This window comes from Burkholderia theae, assembly GCF_048565265.1.
Lineage (GTDB): Bacteria > Pseudomonadota > Gammaproteobacteria > Burkholderiales > Burkholderiaceae > Burkholderia > Burkholderia theae.
Map to the genome: position 1 here is coordinate 3,166,030 of NZ_CP183462.1, position 17,101 is coordinate 3,183,130.

At 67.2% G+C, this 17,101-nt stretch carries 17 protein-coding genes and 1 pseudogene; 12 read left to right on the top strand and 6 right to left on the bottom strand.

Annotated features, from left to right (window positions below; genetic code table 11):
* The first annotated feature begins 150 nt into the window (after positions 1–150).
* Genes zigA through ACN22W_RS31835 form a run of 5 tightly spaced genes read left to right on the top strand, consistent with a single transcriptional unit; the run spans position 151 to position 4,844 of the window.
* Entirely contained in the window at positions 151–1,359 is a 1,209-nt protein-coding gene (gene zigA, locus ACN22W_RS31815; RefSeq protein WP_193099728.1) for a zinc metallochaperone GTPase ZigA, read from the top strand.
* Between the two features lie 58 nt (positions 1,360–1,417).
* The gene (folE2, locus tag ACN22W_RS31820; protein ID WP_419688461.1) at positions 1,418–2,338 is read left to right on the top strand and encodes a GTP cyclohydrolase FolE2; all 921 of its coding nucleotides are present in this window, start codon (positions 1,418–1,420) and stop codon (positions 2,336–2,338) included.
* Complete coding sequence (locus ACN22W_RS31825; protein WP_419688462.1) at positions 2,332–2,913, top strand: 6-pyruvoyl trahydropterin synthase family protein; 582 nt, start codon at positions 2,332–2,334, stop codon at positions 2,911–2,913. The genes folE2 and ACN22W_RS31825 overlap by 7 nt, the downstream gene beginning before the upstream one ends.
* Positions 2,910–3,470, top strand: coding sequence for a carbonate dehydratase (locus ACN22W_RS31830; protein WP_048245843.1), 561 nt, complete (start codon positions 2,910–2,912; stop codon positions 3,468–3,470). The genes ACN22W_RS31825 and ACN22W_RS31830 overlap by 4 nt, the downstream gene beginning before the upstream one ends.
* Before the next feature lie 3 nt (positions 3,471–3,473).
* Positions 3,474–4,844 (top strand): dihydroorotase, encoded by a 1,371-nt coding sequence (locus ACN22W_RS31835; RefSeq protein WP_419688464.1) that lies wholly within the window; start codon positions 3,474–3,476, stop codon positions 4,842–4,844.
* On the opposite strand, the gene ACN22W_RS31840 is transcribed toward ACN22W_RS31835, so the two are convergent.
* Positions 4,841–5,305 (bottom strand): Lrp/AsnC family transcriptional regulator, encoded by a 465-nt coding sequence (locus tag ACN22W_RS31840; RefSeq protein ID WP_129515837.1) that lies wholly within the window; start codon positions 5,303–5,305, stop codon positions 4,841–4,843. The two genes, ACN22W_RS31835 and ACN22W_RS31840, sit on opposite strands and share 4 nt — an antisense overlap.
* A gap of 167 nt (positions 5,306–5,472) precedes the next feature.
* Between ACN22W_RS31840 and ACN22W_RS31845 the strand changes: the two genes are divergently transcribed.
* Positions 5,473–6,099: a LysE family translocator gene (locus tag ACN22W_RS31845; RefSeq protein ID WP_419688466.1), complete on the top strand. Its 627-nt coding sequence runs from the start codon at positions 5,473–5,475 to the stop codon at positions 6,097–6,099.
* A 52-nt stretch (positions 6,100–6,151) separates the two neighbouring features.
* On the opposite strand, the gene ACN22W_RS31850 is transcribed toward ACN22W_RS31845, so the two are convergent.
* Complete coding sequence (locus tag ACN22W_RS31850; protein WP_419688468.1) at positions 6,152–7,000, bottom strand: helix-turn-helix domain-containing protein; 849 nt, start codon at positions 6,998–7,000, stop codon at positions 6,152–6,154.
* A 196-nt stretch (positions 7,001–7,196) separates the two neighbouring features.
* Between ACN22W_RS31850 and ACN22W_RS31855 the strand changes: the two genes are divergently transcribed.
* Together ACN22W_RS31855 and ACN22W_RS31860 are read left to right on the top strand one after the other, a co-directional pair.
* Entirely contained in the window at positions 7,197–8,150 is a 954-nt protein-coding gene (locus ACN22W_RS31855; RefSeq protein WP_419688470.1) for a DUF2167 domain-containing protein, read from the top strand.
* Positions 8,147–8,299, top strand: a complete 153-nt coding sequence (locus tag ACN22W_RS31860) for a hypothetical protein (protein WP_419688472.1) — start codon at positions 8,147–8,149, stop codon at positions 8,297–8,299. The genes ACN22W_RS31855 and ACN22W_RS31860 overlap by 4 nt, the downstream gene beginning before the upstream one ends.
* A 28-nt stretch (positions 8,300–8,327) precedes the next feature.
* On the opposite strand, the gene ACN22W_RS31865 is transcribed toward ACN22W_RS31860, so the two are convergent.
* A complete protein-coding gene (locus ACN22W_RS31865) occupies positions 8,328–9,380 on the bottom strand; it encodes an RNA-guided endonuclease InsQ/TnpB family protein (protein WP_419688474.1) in 1,053 nt (350 codons plus the stop codon).
* 92 nt (positions 9,381–9,472) lie between these two features.
* On the opposite strand from ACN22W_RS31865, the pseudogene ACN22W_RS31870 reads away from it, so the two are divergent.
* A pseudogene (locus tag ACN22W_RS31870) lies at positions 9,473–9,796 on the top strand (site-2 protease family protein); the annotation flags it as partial.
* Between the two features lie 61 nt (positions 9,797–9,857).
* Here the strand turns inward: ACN22W_RS31870 and ACN22W_RS31875 are convergent.
* Positions 9,858–11,249 (bottom strand): MFS transporter, encoded by a 1,392-nt coding sequence (locus tag ACN22W_RS31875; RefSeq protein WP_419688476.1) that lies wholly within the window; start codon positions 11,247–11,249, stop codon positions 9,858–9,860.
* 248 nt (positions 11,250–11,497) lie between these two features.
* On the opposite strand from ACN22W_RS31875, the gene ACN22W_RS31880 reads away from it, so the two are divergent.
* A complete protein-coding gene (locus tag ACN22W_RS31880; protein ID WP_419688478.1) occupies positions 11,498–13,075 on the top strand; it encodes an aldehyde dehydrogenase (NADP(+)) in 1,578 nt (525 codons plus the stop codon).
* A gap of 165 nt (positions 13,076–13,240) precedes the next feature.
* Here ACN22W_RS31880 and ACN22W_RS31885 read toward each other — a convergent pair whose 3' ends face one another.
* A complete protein-coding gene (locus ACN22W_RS31885) occupies positions 13,241–13,438 on the bottom strand; it encodes a type II toxin-antitoxin system VapB family antitoxin (RefSeq protein WP_419688480.1) in 198 nt (65 codons plus the stop codon).
* 268 nt (positions 13,439–13,706) lie between these two features.
* On the opposite strand from ACN22W_RS31885, the gene ACN22W_RS31890 reads away from it, so the two are divergent.
* Positions 13,707–14,258 carry a hypothetical protein gene (locus ACN22W_RS31890; protein WP_048245834.1) on the top strand — a complete coding sequence of 184 codons (552 nt, stop codon included), beginning with the start codon at positions 13,707–13,709 and terminating at the stop codon, positions 14,256–14,258.
* Positions 14,259–14,394: 136 nt separating this feature from the next.
* On the opposite strand, the gene kdgD is transcribed toward ACN22W_RS31890, so the two are convergent.
* Complete coding sequence (gene kdgD, locus ACN22W_RS31895; protein WP_048245832.1) at positions 14,395–15,309, bottom strand: 5-dehydro-4-deoxyglucarate dehydratase; 915 nt, start codon at positions 15,307–15,309, stop codon at positions 14,395–14,397.
* A 230-nt stretch (positions 15,310–15,539) separates the two neighbouring features.
* On the opposite strand from kdgD, the gene garD reads away from it, so the two are divergent.
* Positions 15,540–17,093, top strand: a complete 1,554-nt coding sequence (garD, locus tag ACN22W_RS31900) for a galactarate dehydratase (RefSeq protein ID WP_419688482.1) — start codon at positions 15,540–15,542, stop codon at positions 17,091–17,093.
* Positions 17,094–17,101: the final 8 nt, after the last annotated feature.

Sequence of the window (17,101 nt, forward strand, 5' to 3'; positions counted from 1 at the left end):
GGCGGCTCCGCGCCGACCGGTAAGCGCCGGTGCGTGCCGCTTATACCGACACGTCGATCGTTCCGAACGCTGGACGCTGAAAATGATATGTTATATCGTATCGATACAATATATCATCCGATCCTCAACGTCCTCTACCGGAATCGCCCGATGAGCACCGCACTCCATCCGTCCACGCGGCTCCCCGTGACCGTCCTGTCCGGCTTCCTCGGCGCCGGCAAGACGACGCTGCTCAACCACATCCTCAACAATCGCGAGGGCCGGCGCGTCGCGGTCATCGTCAACGACATGTCCGAGGTCAACATCGATGCCGCGCTCGTCCGCGACGGCGGCGCGGGGTTGTCGCGCACCGACGAGAAGCTGGTCGAGATGAGCAACGGCTGCATCTGCTGCACGCTGCGCGAGGATCTGCTGATCGAGGTCGACCGGCTCGCGCGCGAAGGGCGCTTCGACCAGCTCGTGATCGAATCGACCGGCATCTCGGAGCCGCTGCCGGTGGCCGAGACGTTCACGTTCGAAGGCGAGGACGGCCGCAGTCTCGGCGAAGTCGCGCGGCTCGACACGATGGTGACGGTGGTCGACGCGTTCAACTTCCTGCGCGACTACGCGTCGCGCGACAGCCTGCAGTCGCGCGGCGAATCGATGGGCGACGAGGATGCGCGCACGGTCGTCGATCTGCTGATCGACCAGATCGAGTTCTGCGACGTGATCGTGATCAACAAGATCGACCTGATCGACGGCGGCGCGCGCGAGCGGCTGGTCGCGCTGCTGCGCGGGCTGAACCCGCGTGCGCGGATCGAGATCGCCGAATTCGGCAAGGTGCCGCTCGAACGCGTGCTCGACACGGGCTTGTTCGACTTCGACGCGGCCTCGCGTGCGCCGGGCTGGCTGCAGGAGATGCGCGGCACGCACACGCCGGAGACCGACGAATACGGAATCCGCAGCTTCGTCTACCGCGCGCGGCGGCCCTTTCATCCGCGGCGCTTCTTCGATCTCGTCGAAAGCGAATGGCCGGGCGTCGTCCGCTCGAAGGGGTTCTTCTGGTTGGCCACCCATCCGACCGTCGCCGGTTCGTGGTCGCAGGCCGGCGCGGTCGCGCGGCACGGGCCGGCCGGCCACTGGTGGGCGGCCGTGCCGCCCGAGCGCTGGCCGCAGGACCCGGAAGCCGTCGCGCAGATCCGCGCGCGCTGGGACGAGCACGTCGGCGATGCGCGCCAGGAACTCGTGCTGATCGGCATGGACATGGACGAGGCCGCGCTGCGCGCGCGCTTCGACGCGTGTCTGCTGACCGATACCGAAATGGCCACCGGCCCCGAACACTGGACCACGTGGGACAACCCGTTTCACGACTGGCCCTGACCTGAACGCGCTTCCTGCATCGATCCGGATGGAGAAGGCGCTCCACCGGATCTCGAGCATGAATGCAGCCCTTCCCGATATTTCCCTGACCGATGCCGCACCGGGCCGCCGCCCGCTCGAGTGGGTCGGCATGCAGGGCATCGACCTGCCCGTTGCCGTCGCCGAGCCCGGCTGCCGGCGCGACGTGCATGCGCGCGCCGACGTGCAGGTCGATTTGCCCGCGCCGCATGTGAAGGGCATCCACATGTCGCGGCTGTACGGGCTGCTCGACGCGCTCGGCGACGGCGCGGCGCTGTCGCCGGCCGGTTTGCGGCGCATGCTGCGCGCAATGGTCGACAGCCATCGCGACTGCGCGTCGCGCAGCGCACGGGTGCGGCTGCGTTTCGACCTGCTGGCGCGCCGCGCGGCGCTCGTCACCGACGGGCTGGCCGGGTGGAAGTCCTATCCGGTTCGGGTCGACGCGGTGCTGACCGGCGACGCGTTCGAACTGCGCGCGCAGGTGACGGTCGCCTATTCGTCGACGTGCCCGTGTTCGGCCGCGCTGTCGCGGCACTGGGTCGAGCAGGCGTTTCTGGCGGCGTTCGGCCGCGAGGATCGCGTGGCGCCGGCCGCGGTCGCCGCGTGGTTGCAGCGGCATGCGACGGCGGCCACGCCGCACAGCCAGCGCAGCGAAGCCGTCGTGAGCGTGGCGTTGCCCGTCGACGCCGCGACGCTGGGGCTGATTGACCTGATCGATCGTATCGAGCACGCGCTCGGCACGCCGGTGCAGACGGCCGTCAAGCGTGCGGACGAGCAGGCGTTCGCGGTGCTGAACGGCGGGAACCTGATGTTCGTCGAGGATGCCGCGCGCCGCGTTCAGGCCGCGCTGGACGGTCGCCATGCGAACCCGCGCGTTCGCGTGCGTCATCTGGAAAGCCTGCATCCGCACGATGCGGTGGCCTGGGCCGCACCGGTTCGCGAAGGCGTCGACGCATGCTGATCCGCAAGCTGTTCCGCTTCGAGAATGCGCACGTCGTTCGTGGCTGCAGCACGCGGCGCTGCTCGCATTCGATCCACGGCCATTCGTACCGCGTCGAGCTGGTGCTCGAAGCGCATGCGCTGGACCACGGGCAGATGATCTACGACTTCGGGCTGCTCAAGGGCGACGTGCGCGACCTGATCGACGCGTTCGACCATGCGGTGACGCTCTGGTCCGGCGACGATCCGGGTTATCTCGACAGCATGCGCCGCCACTCGGAGCGCTGGGTGTTGCTGCCCGTTTCGCCGAGCGCCGAGCAGTTCTCGCGCGTGTTGTTTCGTCTCGTCGATGCGGTGCTGTCCCACACGAGCATGTCGAACGGCGAGGCCGACGTGCGGCTGCATTCGGTCATCGTGCACGAGACCGAGACCGGCTACGCGCAGTGCTTTCGCGACGATGCATTCAATCCGCGCATGGGCCGCATCGACCTGGATGACATCGTGTTCGCGCCGGCCGTCGCCGCGCAGTGGCGCGATCCGGGCCTGTTCGAACGGCTCAAGCGCGACCCTCTCCTTTCTCAGCAGGAATCCTCATGATCAGAAAGAACCCGCGCGGCGACCTGCCGCAGATTCACCCGAGCGCGTTCGTCGATCCGACCGCCATCCTGTGCGGGCTCGTGATCGTCGAGGAGAACGTGTTCATCGGCCCGTACGCGGTGATCCGCGCCGACGAAACAGACGCGGACGGCCGGATCGCGCCCATCGTGATCGGCGCGCATTCGAACATCCAGGACGGCGTGGTGATTCATTCGAAGTCGGGCGCGAGCGTCACCATCGGCCGGCATACGTCGATCGCGCATCGCGCGATCGTCCACGGGCCGTGCCAGGTCGGCGACGGCGTGTTCGTCGGGTTCAACAGCGTGCTGTTCAACTGCACCATCGACGACGGCTGCGTGGTGCGCTACAACGCGGTCGTCGACGGCTGCCACCTGCCGCCGGGTTTCTACGTGCGCTCGACCGAACGCATCGGGCCGGAAACCGATCTTGCCGCGTTGCCGCAGGTGACGGCCGACGCGAGCGACTTCTCCGAGGACGTCGCGCGCACGAACAACGCGCTGGTGCTGGGCTACAAGCACATCCAGAACGAGTTCTGAGTCATGGGCGAACACATTCGACCTGAACGGAGCGACGGGCCGAAGCGCCGCCACGTCGACCTGCTCGTGCACGGCGGCACGGTGATGACGCCCAACGGCGCCGAGCGGATCGACGTCGCGTGCGCGGATGGCCGCGTCGTCGCGCTGGGCGCGTTGCACGGCACCTGGAGCGCCGACGTGCTGCTCGACGCCGGCGGGCTGCATGTGCTGCCGGGCGTCGTCGACAGTCAGGTGCATTTCCGCGAACCGGGCCTGACGCACAAGGAAACCATCGAGGCCGGTACGCGCGGCGCGGTGCTCGGTGGCGTCACGACGATCTTCGAGATGCCCAATACGCATCCGCTGACGCTGGGCGAGCAGGATCTGCAGGCGAAGCTGGATCTCGCGCGCGGCCGTGCATGGTGCGATTACGCGTTCTACATCGGCGGCTCGGCCGCGAACGCCGAGCGGTTGCCGGTGCTTGAACGCCTGCCGGGCTGCGCGGGCGTGAAGGTCTTCATGGGCAGTTCGTTCGGCGATCTGCTGGCCGACGACGAAGCCGTGTTGCGCCGGATCCTGCGCAACGGGCGGCGGCGCATGGCCGTGCATGCGGAGGACGAGGCGCGGCTGCGCGAACGCAGGGCGCTCGTGGACGCGAGCGGCGACGTGCGCGACCATCCGCACTGGCGCGACGTGCAAAGTGCGCTGGCCGCGACGCGGCGCATCGTCGGGCTGGCCGCCGAGACGGGGCGCCGGCTGCATGTGCTGCATGTGTCCACCGCGGACGAAATGGCATGGCTCGCGCGGCACCGGCGACGCGTGACGGTCGAGGTCACGCCGCATCACCTGAGCCTGCACGCGCCCGACTGCTACGAGCGGCTCGGCACGTTCGCGCAGATGAACCCGCCGGTGCGCGAGCGGCAGCATCGGGATGCACTGTGGCAGGCCGTCCGAGACGGCGTGGTCGACGTGATCGGCAGCGATCACGCGCCGCATACGCGCGACGAAAAGCGCCGGCCCTATCCGCAGTCGCCGAGCGGCATGACCGGCGTGCAGACGCTGCTGCCGCTGATGCTCGATCACGTGCATGCGGGCCGCCTGAGCCTCGAACGGCTGGTCGACCTGACCAGCGCCGGGCCGGCGCGCATCTTCGGCATCGAAGGGAAAGGGCGCGTCGCGATCGGCTACGACGCCGACTTCAGCATCGTCGACCTGCACGCGCGCCGGATCATCCGCGACGAATGGATCGCCAGCGTGAGCGGCTGGACACCTTACGACGGCTGCGCGGTCACCGGCTGGCCCGTGCACACGGTCGTGCGCGGACAGATCGCCGTGCGCGACGGCGCGTTGAGCGGACAGCCGGCCGGGCAGCCTGTCACGTTTCTGGATGCCTAGATCGGCAGGCGCACCGTCTGCTTGATGCGCTTCAGCGGAATCTCGGTTTCGACGTTGCGGACGCCTTCGATCTGCGTGAGCGTTTCCATCTGGAAGCGCTGATAGTCGTCGAGATCCCGCGCGATGACGCGCAGCAGGTAATCGTAGCTGCCGGCCATCAGGTGGCATTCGAGGACTTCGGGCGCCTGCTCGATTTCGCGCGCGAAGCGCTCGACCGTCTTCTTGTCCTGGCGCTCCAGCGTGACGCGCACGAATGCCGTGAACCTCAGGTCGACGGCGGCGGGGTTCAGCAGCGCGACATAGGCGTCGATCACGCCCTGCTCTTCGAGCAGGTGAACGCGGCGCAGGCAGGGCGTGGCCGAGAGTCCGGCCTGTTGCGCGAGTTCGGCGTTCGTCTGGTTCGAGTTCTGTTGCAACGCACGCAGAATGCGCCGGTCAATCGCGTCCAGTTTGGTTGGCATTTTTCACTACCATCGATGCGGATGCTAGAGAATAGCGCCAAATACGGCATTTCAAATAGCCAAATACGCATCCAATCTCCACCGCAACGCGCCGATAATCGGACGACCGGCCGGCCTGTGCGACACGCGCGATGCCCGTGCCGGCCATCCCCTTCAGGAGATCTCCGATGCTGCACGTATCCTGGCTGCCGTTCATCGCCACGTCCCTTTTGATCATCGTCACGCCGGGCCAGGACATGGTGCTCGTGATGTCGCGCACGCTGTCCGGCGGCACGCGCGCGGGCCTCGTGACCGCGGCGGGCGTCAGCGTCGGGCTGCTCGTGCACACGATGCTCGCGACGCTCGGGCTGGGCGCGCTTCTTCAGGCATCCGAATGGTTGTTCACTGCGTTGAAGGTGGTCGGCGCGCTGTACCTGCTGTATCTCGGCATCACGCTGCTGCGCTCGTCGGGCGAGCTGACGCTCGCGAGCAGCCGCGGCGCGCCGGCATCGCGGCTGCGCACGTTCGCGCAAGGCGCGCTGTCCAACATGTCGAATCCGAAGGTCGCGCTGTTCTACCTGGCGTTCCTGCCGCAGTTCGTTCCCGCGGGCGCCGCGCATCCGATGCTGTCGCTGTTCGTGCTGGGTGCGACGTTCGCCGGCCTGACGTTTCTCGTCAAGGGGCCGGTCGCGCTGTTTGCCGGCCTGCTGTCGGCGTCGATCCGCCGCAATCCGCGCATCCTGACGCGCATGCATCGCGTCAGCGGCGTGGTCCTGCTGGGGCTCGGTGTGAAGCTGGCGCTCGAGCGCCGCTGATCGACGTTACCTCGTACGCGTGCCGCCGGCGCGATGGCGCCGACAGCATGCGTTACTGCGCCGGCAACGCGTCCGCCAGCGCGCGCATTGCGTCCACCGTCTCCGGATTCGCCGGAAAGAACGCCTCGATCGCGAGTTCCGACAGCGTCACGTCGACCGGCGTGCCGAACACCGTCGTCGTACTGAAGAACGTCAGCTCGCCGGCTGCGGTGCGCAGCCGCAGCGGCACCGCGATATCCGCGAAGTCGGCACGCGCCTGCGTGTCGTCGGGCTGGCCGGCCGGCGCCGGATACGCGGCGAGCTCGTCGCGCAGCGCGTGCAGCGTGCGGTCGCCGCTCGCATCGATCTGCCGCTGCAGCCGATGCAGGATGTGCGCGCGCCATTCATGCCAGTTGACGATTTGCGACGCGAGGCCGTCCGGGTGCAGGCTCAGGCGCAGCACGTTGACGGGCGGCTGCAGCAGCGACGGATCGGCCTGCGCGACCAGCGCGCCGAGCATCCGGTTCGCGGCGAGCAGCGTCCAGTGGCGGTCCACGGCGAGCGCCGGGTAGGGCTCGTGGCCGCGCAGCACGGCTTCGACCGCATGGCGCGCGGCATCCAGTTGCGGATCCGAGAACGGCCGCTCGCGAAACAGCGGCGCGAAGCCGGCCGCGACGAGCAGCGCATTGCGTTCGCGCAGCGGCACGTCGAGACGCTCCGCGAGATGCAGCACCATGTCGCGGCTCGGCTGCGCACGACCCGATTCGACGAAGCTCAGGTGGCGCGCGGACACTTCCGCGTCGAGCGCGAGCGCCATCTGGCTCAGGCGCCGGCGTTGCCGCCACGTGCGCAGCAGCGGGCCGATGCCGGATGCGCGGCTGGCGGACGGGGAGGGCGAATGGAGGGCGGCGGTCGGGTTCATGACCCAGATGATAGGCAATCCCGCGCGCGTTGGGCATTACCTGCGAGGTAAGCATCGCGCCGTTCCCCGGGCGCGTCGCGGCGCTGCGTTACCATAGCCTCCGTGCCAACTGAGAGACGACGCCGGACCCGCGATTGAAAACGCATGGGCCGGTGCCGTGCATATTGACGACAAGGCATTTCAGGGGAATCCAACAATGAAAAAACATGCCGTCCGGCTCGCCTGCGTGGCGATGCTCGCACTCGCCGCGACCACCGGCCACGCGCAGACCGAAGCTGCGCAGGTGGAAATGAGGGCCGCCGCCGCGGCCGCCAACGGGGCCGTCGTGAACGGCCCGACCGACATCGATGTGAAACACGAAGCCGTGCTGAAGCTGAAGGCCGGCGAGTCGTTCGTGCCGGCTGCCGAAGCCGGCCGCTACCTGCGTTCGATGGGCAACTCGGTCGACGAATCGAAGCTGGTCGGCCTCGTGCTGCCCGACGATCCCGATGCCGACTGGATCTCGGTCGTGTCGTTCGAGCCGAGCGGCTATATCCGCGACGACGACGCGAAGGACTGGAAGCCCGACGAGTTGCTGAAGAACCTGCAGGCCGGCACCGAGGAAGACAACCCGGGGCGCAAGGAGCGCGGCCTGCCCGAGACCGAGGTGGTCGGCTGGGCGAAGGCGCCCGCGTACGACGCGGCCACGCACCGGCTCGTATGGTCCGCGATCATCCGCGACAAGGGCGCGCCCGCGAACGCCGAGAACGACGGCGTGAACTACCGGACGCTCGTGCTCGGCCGCGACGGTTACCTGTCGCTGACGATGGCGTCGACGCTGGCCGACCTGCCGAAGTACAAGGCGTCGGCCGACGACCTGCTGTCGAACATCAGCTTCAACGACGGCAAGCGCTACGCCGATTTCAACAAGTCGACCGACCACGTCGCCGAGTACGGCCTCGCGGCGCTGATCGTCGGCGTCGGCGCGAAGAAGCTCGGCCTGCTCGCGCTGATCGGTGCGTTCGCGGTGAAGTTCTTCAAGATCGGCGCGGTGGCGCTGCTGGCCGGCGGCGCGGCGCTGAAGCGCTTCTTCGGGCGCAAGCCGAAGGCGGCCGCGGCGCCGGTCGTCGCCGACGCGTCCGACGTGGCCGGCACGGAGCGCAAGGAATGACGAAGCTGTTGCTGGTGCACGAAGCCGGCCATTATTTTGCCGCGCAGCAGCGCGGGCTCTCCGAGCCGTTCGTCGGCACGCTGGACTGCTGCGCCGCCCACGGCACGACGACAGCGACCTGCTGCTCGCCCTTACGGGCATCTTCCTGAACCTATTCAACTTGACGTCCGCCCCCACCTAAAGGCGGAGGATTCCCACACCTGGCGATGCACGTCCGCATCGGAGAATGTTCAGCGCAGCGTTGGTGTCTCGATCATGCACGGCACCACAGCCATCGCAGGCCCACTCTCTTATTCGCAGTCCCGCGATACCTTTCGGCCGCGTCGTGCTGTCTCTCGACCCGCACGCCGAACAGGACTGGGTAGAACCGCTTTCGTCGACTTCCTCGAACGTGGCTCCGTGCGCGATCGCTTTATAACGGAGTTTGTCTCGGAAGGACGACCAGGATGCGTCATAGACGCTTCTTGCCATCCTGGTCTTGGCGAATTTGTAGGCCGACACATTGCCGACCGCGATGTAGTCGAAGCGGCGCACCAGATCAAGCGCGAGCTTATGCTGAAAATTGGCGCGGGCATTCGCCACCTTTGCGTGCAGCTTTGCGATATGCCGCTTATGCTTTCGCGCGCGTTGGGCCTTCGCTAGTTTTTCGGCCGCGCGCTGACCGAAACGGTCGTTGGGCAATTTTTCGCCGGTCGAAAGTGTGGCGAAGTCTTTCAGGCCGAGATCGATGCCGACACCGGAGCGGATCGGTCTGGCCTGAACATCAGGCATCTCGATCACGATGTTCAGGAACCAGTTGCCGCGTGCGTCCTGGGCAAAGTTGGTCCCATCCTTGATCTTGCCTTCGGGAAGCGGCCGGCTGTTGAATACGCGGAAGTTATTGCCGGCGAAGCGAAACGCGTCGCCCTCGCGCTTCAGGTCGCGGCCCTTGAGCGGCACCCAGCCAAGAGACTTCCTGCCGCGATAGCGCAGGTAAGGGCGTCGGCATTGGCTGCGCGACTTCGCGTATTGCTCACAGGTTGCATTGACGGTGCCGGAATGGATGCCTAGTTCCTTACTGCTGCCAGTTGTCAGCACGTTCAGATCGAAACCCGTCGGCCACTTCTTGCGCCACTTGAGCGCATGCTTCTGCGTGTCGTTGCAGAAGTTCCAGACGTAGTTCACCGCACGGCTCTGCTTGTTAAGCAGTCCGTTGAGTGATTTCACCCGGTAGCGATAGACAAGAATCATATCGATTATCCTAACCCGTGGAAGAAGCTGCCTGTCAACAGGACTCCTTTCACTCTCTGCCCAAAAGATGGAGTTTCCCTGAGCAATCTCTGATGATTCCGCTGTCGCCGTTCGACGGCGGGCGGATCACCGCGGTGCTGTCGCCGCGCATCTGGTTCGCGGGCGTGCCCGTGCTGATCGCGCTGTTCGTGTATCGCCCGAGCCCGCTGCTGATCGTGATGGCGATCCTCGCGCTGCCGCAGTTGAAGCGCGCGTGGCGCTACGATCCCGACGCGCCGGAGAACCGCGTGTACTACGCGACGTCGATCGAAACGAAGACGACCTATGCGCTCTGCTATGTCGGCCTGCTCGCGTTCCTCGCGCTGATGACGTCCGGCGTGCACGACATGCTGCGCGTCGCGCATTCCTCGCTCTGATGCAAGAACGGCGGCCGCTGTTACGCGGCCGCCGTCGTATTCCTGCCTGTTTTGCCGACGCTCAGGCGTCGCGATGTCGCAGCTCGACGCGCTTGATGTCCTTCACGATCACGAGATAGCTGAACACGGTGACGAGCGCGTTCAGCCCGACGAACACCAGCGCGCCGTTGAACGAGCCGCTCGCGCCGACGAGGTAGCCGATCGCGATCGGCGCGACGATGCCGGCCGTGTTGCCGAACATGTTGAACAGGCTGCCCGACAGGCCGATCGCTTCCTTCGGTGCGGTGTCCGCGACCACGGCCCAGCCGAGCGACCCGATGCCCTTGCCGAAGAACGACACGGCCATCAGCACGATCACGAGCGCTTCGCTGTCGACGTAATTGCAGCCGATGATGACCATCGACAGCGCCATCCCGCCGACGATCGGAATCTTGCGCGCGAGCGTCAGCGACACGCCGCGGCGGATCAGCCCGTCCGACAGCATCCCGCCCAGCACGCCGCCGAGGAATCCGCAGATCGCGGGCAGTGACGTCATGAAGCCGGCCTTCAGCAGCGACATCCCGCGCGCCTGCACGAGGTAGATCGGGAACCACGTGAGGAAGAAGTACGTAAGCACGTTCACGCAGTACTGGCCGAGGTACACGCCGATCAGCATCCGGTTCGACAGCAGCTGGCGCACGTAGTACCAGCCGGCGACCCGGCTGCTTTCGGACGCTGCGCCCGCACCGCGTGCACCGGCCGGCCTGGCCGTCGAACGCACGAGGCCGCCGCCTTGCTCGATATGGTCGAGTTCCGCACGGTTCACGGCCGGATGGTCGGCCGGATCCTTCATCACGCGCAGCCACAGGAACGCGAGCGCGATGCCCGCGAGGCCGAGCCACAGGTACACCTGGTGCCAGCCGTACGCATGCGTGAGCCACGCCATCAGCGGCGAGAACACCACGGCCGCGAAATATTGCGCGGCGTTGAAGATCGCCGACGCCGTGCCGCGCTCGGCGGTCGGGAACCAGCTCGCGACGACTTTCGCATTGGCCGGGAACGCGGGCGCCTCGGCGATGCCGACCGCGAAGCGCATCGCGAACAGCGCGGCGACCGCGAACGCGGCGCTGCCGCCGAGGCCGATCGTGCTCTGCAGCAGCGTGAACGCCGACCACAGGAAGATGCTCGCCGCATACACGCGCCGCGCGCCGAAGCGGTCGAGCAGCCAGCCGCTCGGCAGTTGCGCGAGCACATACGCCCAGCTGAACGCCGAGAAGATGTAGCCCATCGTCACCGGATCGATGCCGAACGCCTTGCGGATCGGCGTGCCGGTGATCGACAGCGTCGCGCGATCCGCATAGTTCAGCGTCGTGACGACGAACAGCATCGCCAGGATCCAGTAGCGCACGGCGGTCCGGCGCGCGGTGCGCGCGAGATCGATCGGAAGATCGCGAGGGGTGGTCTGATTAGGCACTTTAATGTACGTCGTCGTATGACATGAGCCGAAGTTTATGGGCAATGCCCGGATGCAGAAACCTCGGGTTTTCCCTTTGGATGGTGACAGGAAGCGGTCTCAATTCCGTGATAAGGTCCGGTAAACAAGGATGTCCGGCACGTGGCCGGAGGTCCGGCAGGTAGTACGATAAGTGAAATGATGTCGGCAGACATCGTATCTGTTGGGCTACAATGAACAACCTATTCCCGAATCACGGAGCACACCCCATGCAACTGACAGGAGAGATGCTGATCGGCGCCGACGCGGTGGCCGGCTCGGCCGGATCCTTGCGCGCGTTCGACCCGACGAAGGGCGCGCCGATCGATGCGCCGGCATTCGGCGTCGCGACGCAGGCCGACGTCGAACGCGCGTGCGAACTCGCGCGCGACGCGTTCGATGCGTACCGCGCGCAGCCGCTCGCGGCTCGCGCGGCGTTTCTCGACACGATCGCGGACGAGATCGTCGCGCTCGGCGACGCGCTGATCGAGCGTGCGCACGCCGAAACGGGCCTGCCCGTCGCGCGGCTGCAGGGCGAGCGTGGCCGTACCGTCGGCCAGCTCCGGCTGTTTGCGCGCGTCGTGCGCGACGGGCGTTTCCTCGCCGCGTCGATCGACCCCGCGCAGCCTGCGCGCACACCGCTGCCGCGTGCGGACCTGCGGTTGCAGAAGGTCGGGCTCGGGCCCGTCGTCGTGTTCGGCGCAAGCAATTTCCCGCTCGCGTTCTCGGTGGCCGGCGGCGATACCGCGTCGGCACTCGCGGCCGGCTGCCCGGTGATCGTGAAGGCGCACGAGGCTCACCTCGGCACGTCCGAGCTGGTCGGCCGCGCGATCCGCGCCGCCGCGGCGAAATGCGGGATGCCGGCCGGCGTGTTCTCGCTGCTGGTCGGCCCCGGCCGCGTGATCGGCGCGGCGCTGGTCAGCCATCCGGCGGTCCAGGCCGTCGGCTTCACGGGTTCGCGGCAGGGCGGCATGGCGCTCGTGCAGCTCGCGAACGCGCGCCCGCAGCCGATTCCCGTCTACGCGGAAATGAGCAGCATCAACCCGGTCGTGCTGTTCCCGGCCGCACTCGCCGCGCGCGGCGACGCGATCGCGACGGGCTTCGTCGATTCGCTGACGCTCGGCGTCGGCCAGTTCTGTACGAACCCCGGCCTCGTGCTCGCGATCGACGGCCCCGATCTGGACCGCTTCGAAACCGTCGCCGCACAGGCGCTCGCGAAGAAGCCGGCCGGCGTGATGCTCACGCGCGGCATCGCCGATGCGTACCGCAACGGCCGCGGCAAGCTGGCCGAACTGCCGGGCGTGCGCGAAATCGGCGCGGGCGAGGCCGCGCAAACCGAATGCCAGGCGGGCGGCGCGCTGTACGAAGTCGGCGCGCAGGCGTTCCTGGCCGAGCCGGCGTTCAGTCACGAGGTGTTCGGGCCGGCGTCGCTGATCGTGCGCTGCCGCGATCTCGACGAAGTCGCGCGCGTGCTCGACGCGCTCGAAGGCCAGCTGACGGCCACGCTGCAGATGGATGCCGACGACAAGCCGCTCGCGCGCCGGCTGCTGCCGATCCTCGAACGCAAGGCCGGGCGCCTGCTCGTCAACGGTTACCCGACCGGCGTCGAAGTCTGCGACGCGATGGTGCACGGCGGCCCGTTCCCGGCGACGTCGAACCCGGCCGTCACGTCGGTCGGCGCGACGGCGATCGACCGTTTCCTGCGGCCCGTGTGCTATCAGGATTTCCCGGACGACCTGCTGCCCGAAGGGCTGCAGGAAAGCAATCGGCTCGCGATTCCGCGTTTGCGCGACGGGAAAGCGGAGTGACGAGCCGGATCGACTGAAGGCGCGATCCCCGGCGGCTGGTGCACCGGGGCGCGTGCCGGCACCGGGAAACGAAAAGGCGGAAGGGGCTCGCGAGTCCCTTCCGCCTTTTTGCATGACGCGGCCTTTCGTGCCGCCGGTCTCTCCAGACGGAGGGGTCGACAAGAATCACGCTGGCTCAGATGGGCGGCGCGGGACGGATTCGAGGTCGGGTTCGGTGCCGCCGAGACGAGCCAGCCGTCGTGCGCTTTCTCGGGCAATCAGCGCGCGCAGTGCTTCTCTGACCACCGCCGACTTTTCGGTGATGCCAGTCAACTGCTGCGCTCTGGCGAGCAGGGCGTCGTCCAGGGACAAGGTGGTGCGCATGATCGGCTTTCGAAAGATGAGTGCATCAACTATGTCACCAATTGATGTCGATGGTGATGCCTTGCGCTGATCGGGAGATGGCCCGGCATCGTGTCGGGGCAACCTGATGAGTCAGGCGGTCGGCGTGGCGGCACTGGAAACGCAAGGCAGCCGCCGATCTTGCCGCCTTCCACGTCCCCCGAATTTCTCCTACAGTAGCGAAGCCCCGGGCCACGCGGTCCGCGGGCGAACCTGAGAGACCGACAAAAGACAACGAGGGAACCCTCCAATGAACATCAACAAGCGTGGCGATCACCTGTTCGCGGCCGGATTGTGGAAAGCGATCGGCGACGTCGCGAAATCCGTCCGCACCCAGATCGGCGAATACAGCGAAGGGCGCGTGCTCGCGAATGCGTTGCTGGAGTTTCAGCACGACCTGGGCGGCAGCGAATTCGACGTGACGATCAACCAGGGGCGACTCGTCACGGGCGCCGATGCGCATTCGCTCATGTTCGGGCAGGCCGTCCGACGCTTCCGGCAGGACATGGAGGCGCTGGTATTCGCGCTCCAGTACCGGCGCAGCATCGACGAACGCGACCCGAGCCTGCGCACCGAAGCGCTGATGCAGGCGAACAGCCAGCTCGCGACCGCGAAGCAGTCGGCGACGATCACGGTCGGCCGGTTCTTCGATGCGGTCGTCGACCGCGACGTGCTCGGGCAGATCCTCGACGGCGAATCGAATACGCGTGTCCGTACGGGTGCGCAGGGCCAGATCGAGGCGACGCGGGTCAAGCTGGGGAACGTGCGCTACCGGATCGTCGGGATCATCGCGCAGATGTGACGGCGACGGTATGCATCGCGGCGGATGCGTGCGTCGGGGCGGAAAGGAAACATACGGTCGCGGCAGGCGGGAGCCGGCCGCGACGCAACACCGCGGGCCACGGCGCCGATGCAGGCGCCGCGCCGGCCGCGCCTGCTTACTGCGGGCCCATCTTCTTGATCAGCACGTCGAGCTCGGCCGCTTCGGCTTCGGTGAGGTCGACGAGCGGTGCGCGCACCGGGCCCGCGTCGTGGCCGACGAGCTTCGCGCCGGCCTTCACGATGCTGACCGCGTAACCCGCGCGGCGATTGCGGATCTTCAGGTACGGCAGGAAGAAATCGTCGATCAGGCGGCCGACCGTCGCGTGGTCGTCCTTCGCGATCGCTTCGTAGAAATCCATCGCCGTCTTCGGGATGAAGTTGAACACGGCCGACGAGTACACCGGCACGCCGAGCGCCTTGTACGCGGCGGCGTAGACTTCGGCCGTCGGCAGGCCGCCGAGGTACGCGAACCGGTCGCCGAGGCGGCGGCGGATCGTGACCATGCTCTCGATTTCGCCGACGCCGTCCTTGAAGCCGATCAGGTTCGGGCAGCGGTCGGCGAGGCGCTCGAGCATGTCGGCGTTCAGCTTCGAATTCGCGCGGTTGTACACCACGACACCGATCTTCAGCGCGCGGCACACCTGCTCGACGTGGTCGGCGATCCCTTCCTGGCTCGCTTCGGTCAGGTAGTGCGGCATCAGCAGCACGCCGCTCGCGCCGAGGCGCTCGGCTTCCTGCGCATATTCGATCGCGACGCGCGTCGCGCCGCCGGCGCCGGCCAGGATCGGCACCTTGCCCTTGCAGGTTTCCGTCGCGACGCGGATCACGTCCGAATACTCGCGCTGCGTGAGCGAGAAGAATTCACCGGTGCCGCCGGCCGCGAACAGCGCGCTCGCGCCATACGGCGCCAGCCATTCCAGGCGCTCGGCATAAGTGGTTGGGCGGAAGCTGCCGTCGGCGTCGAAATCCGTCAACGGAAACGACAGCAGGCCGTGGGAGATGATCTGTTTGAGTTCTTGCGGTGAAGTCATAGTTGGGGTCGTCCGTCTAGCGCGAGTGCTGGGTTCGTCGGGAACGGCATACGTGCCACATTGGCGATGTCGTTGTATGTCATCGTACAACGAGGGGAAAGGTGACGCAAGCGGTTTGCTGGCCGTTCGATAGTAGGGTCTTTCCGGATAAGGGTTTACGCAGCATCGCCGGCTAACGTTGAATGTCGTATGATGACTAACGATATGGACGATAGCTTCCAGGAATTGAGATGACTGCTTCCCCTCTCTACATCCGCGTGCACCCGGACGACAACGTCGCGATCGTCGTCAACGACGGCGGCCTGCCCGAGGGCGCGACGTTCGCCGACGGGCTGACGCTGTGCGAAGGCGTGCCGCAAGGCCACAAAGTCGCGCTTGCCGACCTCGCGGCCGGCGACCCGATCGTCCGCTACAACGTGGTGATCGGCTATGCGCTGACCGACCTGCGGCGCGGCAGCTGGGTCAACGAGCGCACGATGCGCATGCCCGAACCGCCGGGGCTCGACGATCTGCCGCTCGCGACGCGTGCCGCGCCGCCGCTGCCGCCGCTCGAAGGTTATACGTTCGAGGGCTTCCGCAATGCCGACGGCTCGGTCGGCACACGCAACATCCTCGCGATCACGACGACCGTGCAGTGCGTGTCGGGCGTCGTCGAGCATGCGGTGAAGCGGATCAAGGCCGAGCTGCTGCCGCGCTACCCGAACGTCGACGACGTGGTCGGGCTCGAGCATACGTACGGCTGCGGCGTCGCGATCGATGCGCCCGACGCCGACATCCCGATCCGCACGCTGCGCAACATCAGCCTGAATCCGAACTTCGGCGGCGAGGTGATGACCGTGAGTCTCGGCTGCGAGAAGTTGCAGCCCGAGCGCCTGCTGCCGCCCGGCTCGATTCCGGTCGCCGCCGACGGCGCGGCCGACAACGGTGGCGTCGTATGCCTGCAGGATGCCGCGCACGTCGGCTTCAACTCGATGATCGACTCGATCATGACGATGGCCGAAGCGCATCTCGAGCGGCTGAACCGCCGCCGCCGCGAAACGTGCCCCGCGTCGGATCTCGTCGTCGGCGTGCAATGCGGCGGCAGCGACGCGTTCTCGGGGCTCACCGCGAACCCGGCCGTCGGCTTCGCGGCCGACCTGCTCGTGCGTGCGGGCGCGACGATCATGTTTTCCGAGGTGACCGAAGTGCGCGACGGCGTTGCGCAACTCACGTCGCGCGCGGCGAACGAGGAGGTTGCACGCGAGATCATCCGCGAGATGGACTGGTACGACCGTTACCTGCAGCGCGGCCGCGTCGACCGCAGCGCGAACACGACGCCCGGCAACAAGAAGGGCGGCCTGTCGAACATCGTCGAGAAGGCGATGGGTTCGATCGTGAAGTCGGGCAGCGCACCGATCGCCGGCGTCGTGCGTCCCGGCGATCGCGCGCGGCAGAAGGGGCTGCTGTACGCGGCGACGCCCGCGAGCGACTTCATCTGCGGCACGCTGCAGCTCGCGGCGGGGATGAACCTGCACGTGTTCACGACCGGCCGCGGCACGCCGTACGGTCTCGCGCAGGTGCCGGTGATCAAGGTCGCGACGCGCAGCGATCTCGCGCGCCGCTGGCACGACCTGATGGATCTCGACGCCGGGCAGATCGCGACCGGCGCGGCCACGATCGAGGACACGGGCTGGGAACTGTTCCGGCTGATGCTCGACGTCGCGAGCGGCAAGCGCCGCACGTGGGCCGAGCAATGGAAGCTCGCGAATGCGCTGACGCTGTTCAATCCGGCACCGGTGACCTGACGCGCACG

Coding starts and splice junctions, on each gene's coding strand:
- zigA (WP_193099728.1), top strand. CDS start 151: ATGAGCACCGCACTCCATCCGTCCACGCGGCTCCCCGTGACCGTCCTG.
- folE2 (WP_419688461.1), top strand. CDS start 1,418: ATGAATGCAGCCCTTCCCGATATTTCCCTGACCGATGCCGCACCGGGC.
- ACN22W_RS31825 (WP_419688462.1), top strand. CDS start 2,332: ATGCTGATCCGCAAGCTGTTCCGCTTCGAGAATGCGCACGTCGTTCGT.
- ACN22W_RS31830 (WP_048245843.1), top strand. CDS start 2,910: ATGATCAGAAAGAACCCGCGCGGCGACCTGCCGCAGATTCACCCGAGC.
- ACN22W_RS31835 (WP_419688464.1), top strand. CDS start 3,474: ATGGGCGAACACATTCGACCTGAACGGAGCGACGGGCCGAAGCGCCGC.
- ACN22W_RS31840 (WP_129515837.1), bottom strand. CDS start 5,305: ATGCCAACCAAACTGGACGCGATTGACCGGCGCATTCTGCGTGCGTTG.
- ACN22W_RS31845 (WP_419688466.1), top strand. CDS start 5,473: ATGCTGCACGTATCCTGGCTGCCGTTCATCGCCACGTCCCTTTTGATC.
- ACN22W_RS31850 (WP_419688468.1), bottom strand. CDS start 7,000: ATGAACCCGACCGCCGCCCTCCATTCGCCCTCCCCGTCCGCCAGCCGC.
- ACN22W_RS31855 (WP_419688470.1), top strand. CDS start 7,197: ATGAAAAAACATGCCGTCCGGCTCGCCTGCGTGGCGATGCTCGCACTC.
- ACN22W_RS31860 (WP_419688472.1), top strand. CDS start 8,147: ATGACGAAGCTGTTGCTGGTGCACGAAGCCGGCCATTATTTTGCCGCG.
- ACN22W_RS31865 (WP_419688474.1), bottom strand. CDS start 9,380: ATGATTCTTGTCTATCGCTACCGGGTGAAATCACTCAACGGACTGCTT.
- ACN22W_RS31880 (WP_419688478.1), top strand. CDS start 11,498: ATGCAACTGACAGGAGAGATGCTGATCGGCGCCGACGCGGTGGCCGGC.
- ACN22W_RS31885 (WP_419688480.1), bottom strand. CDS start 13,438: ATGCGCACCACCTTGTCCCTGGACGACGCCCTGCTCGCCAGAGCGCAG.
- ACN22W_RS31890 (WP_048245834.1), top strand. CDS start 13,707: ATGAACATCAACAAGCGTGGCGATCACCTGTTCGCGGCCGGATTGTGG.
- kdgD (WP_048245832.1), bottom strand. CDS start 15,309: ATGACTTCACCGCAAGAACTCAAACAGATCATCTCCCACGGCCTGCTG.
- garD (WP_419688482.1), top strand. CDS start 15,540: ATGACTGCTTCCCCTCTCTACATCCGCGTGCACCCGGACGACAACGTC.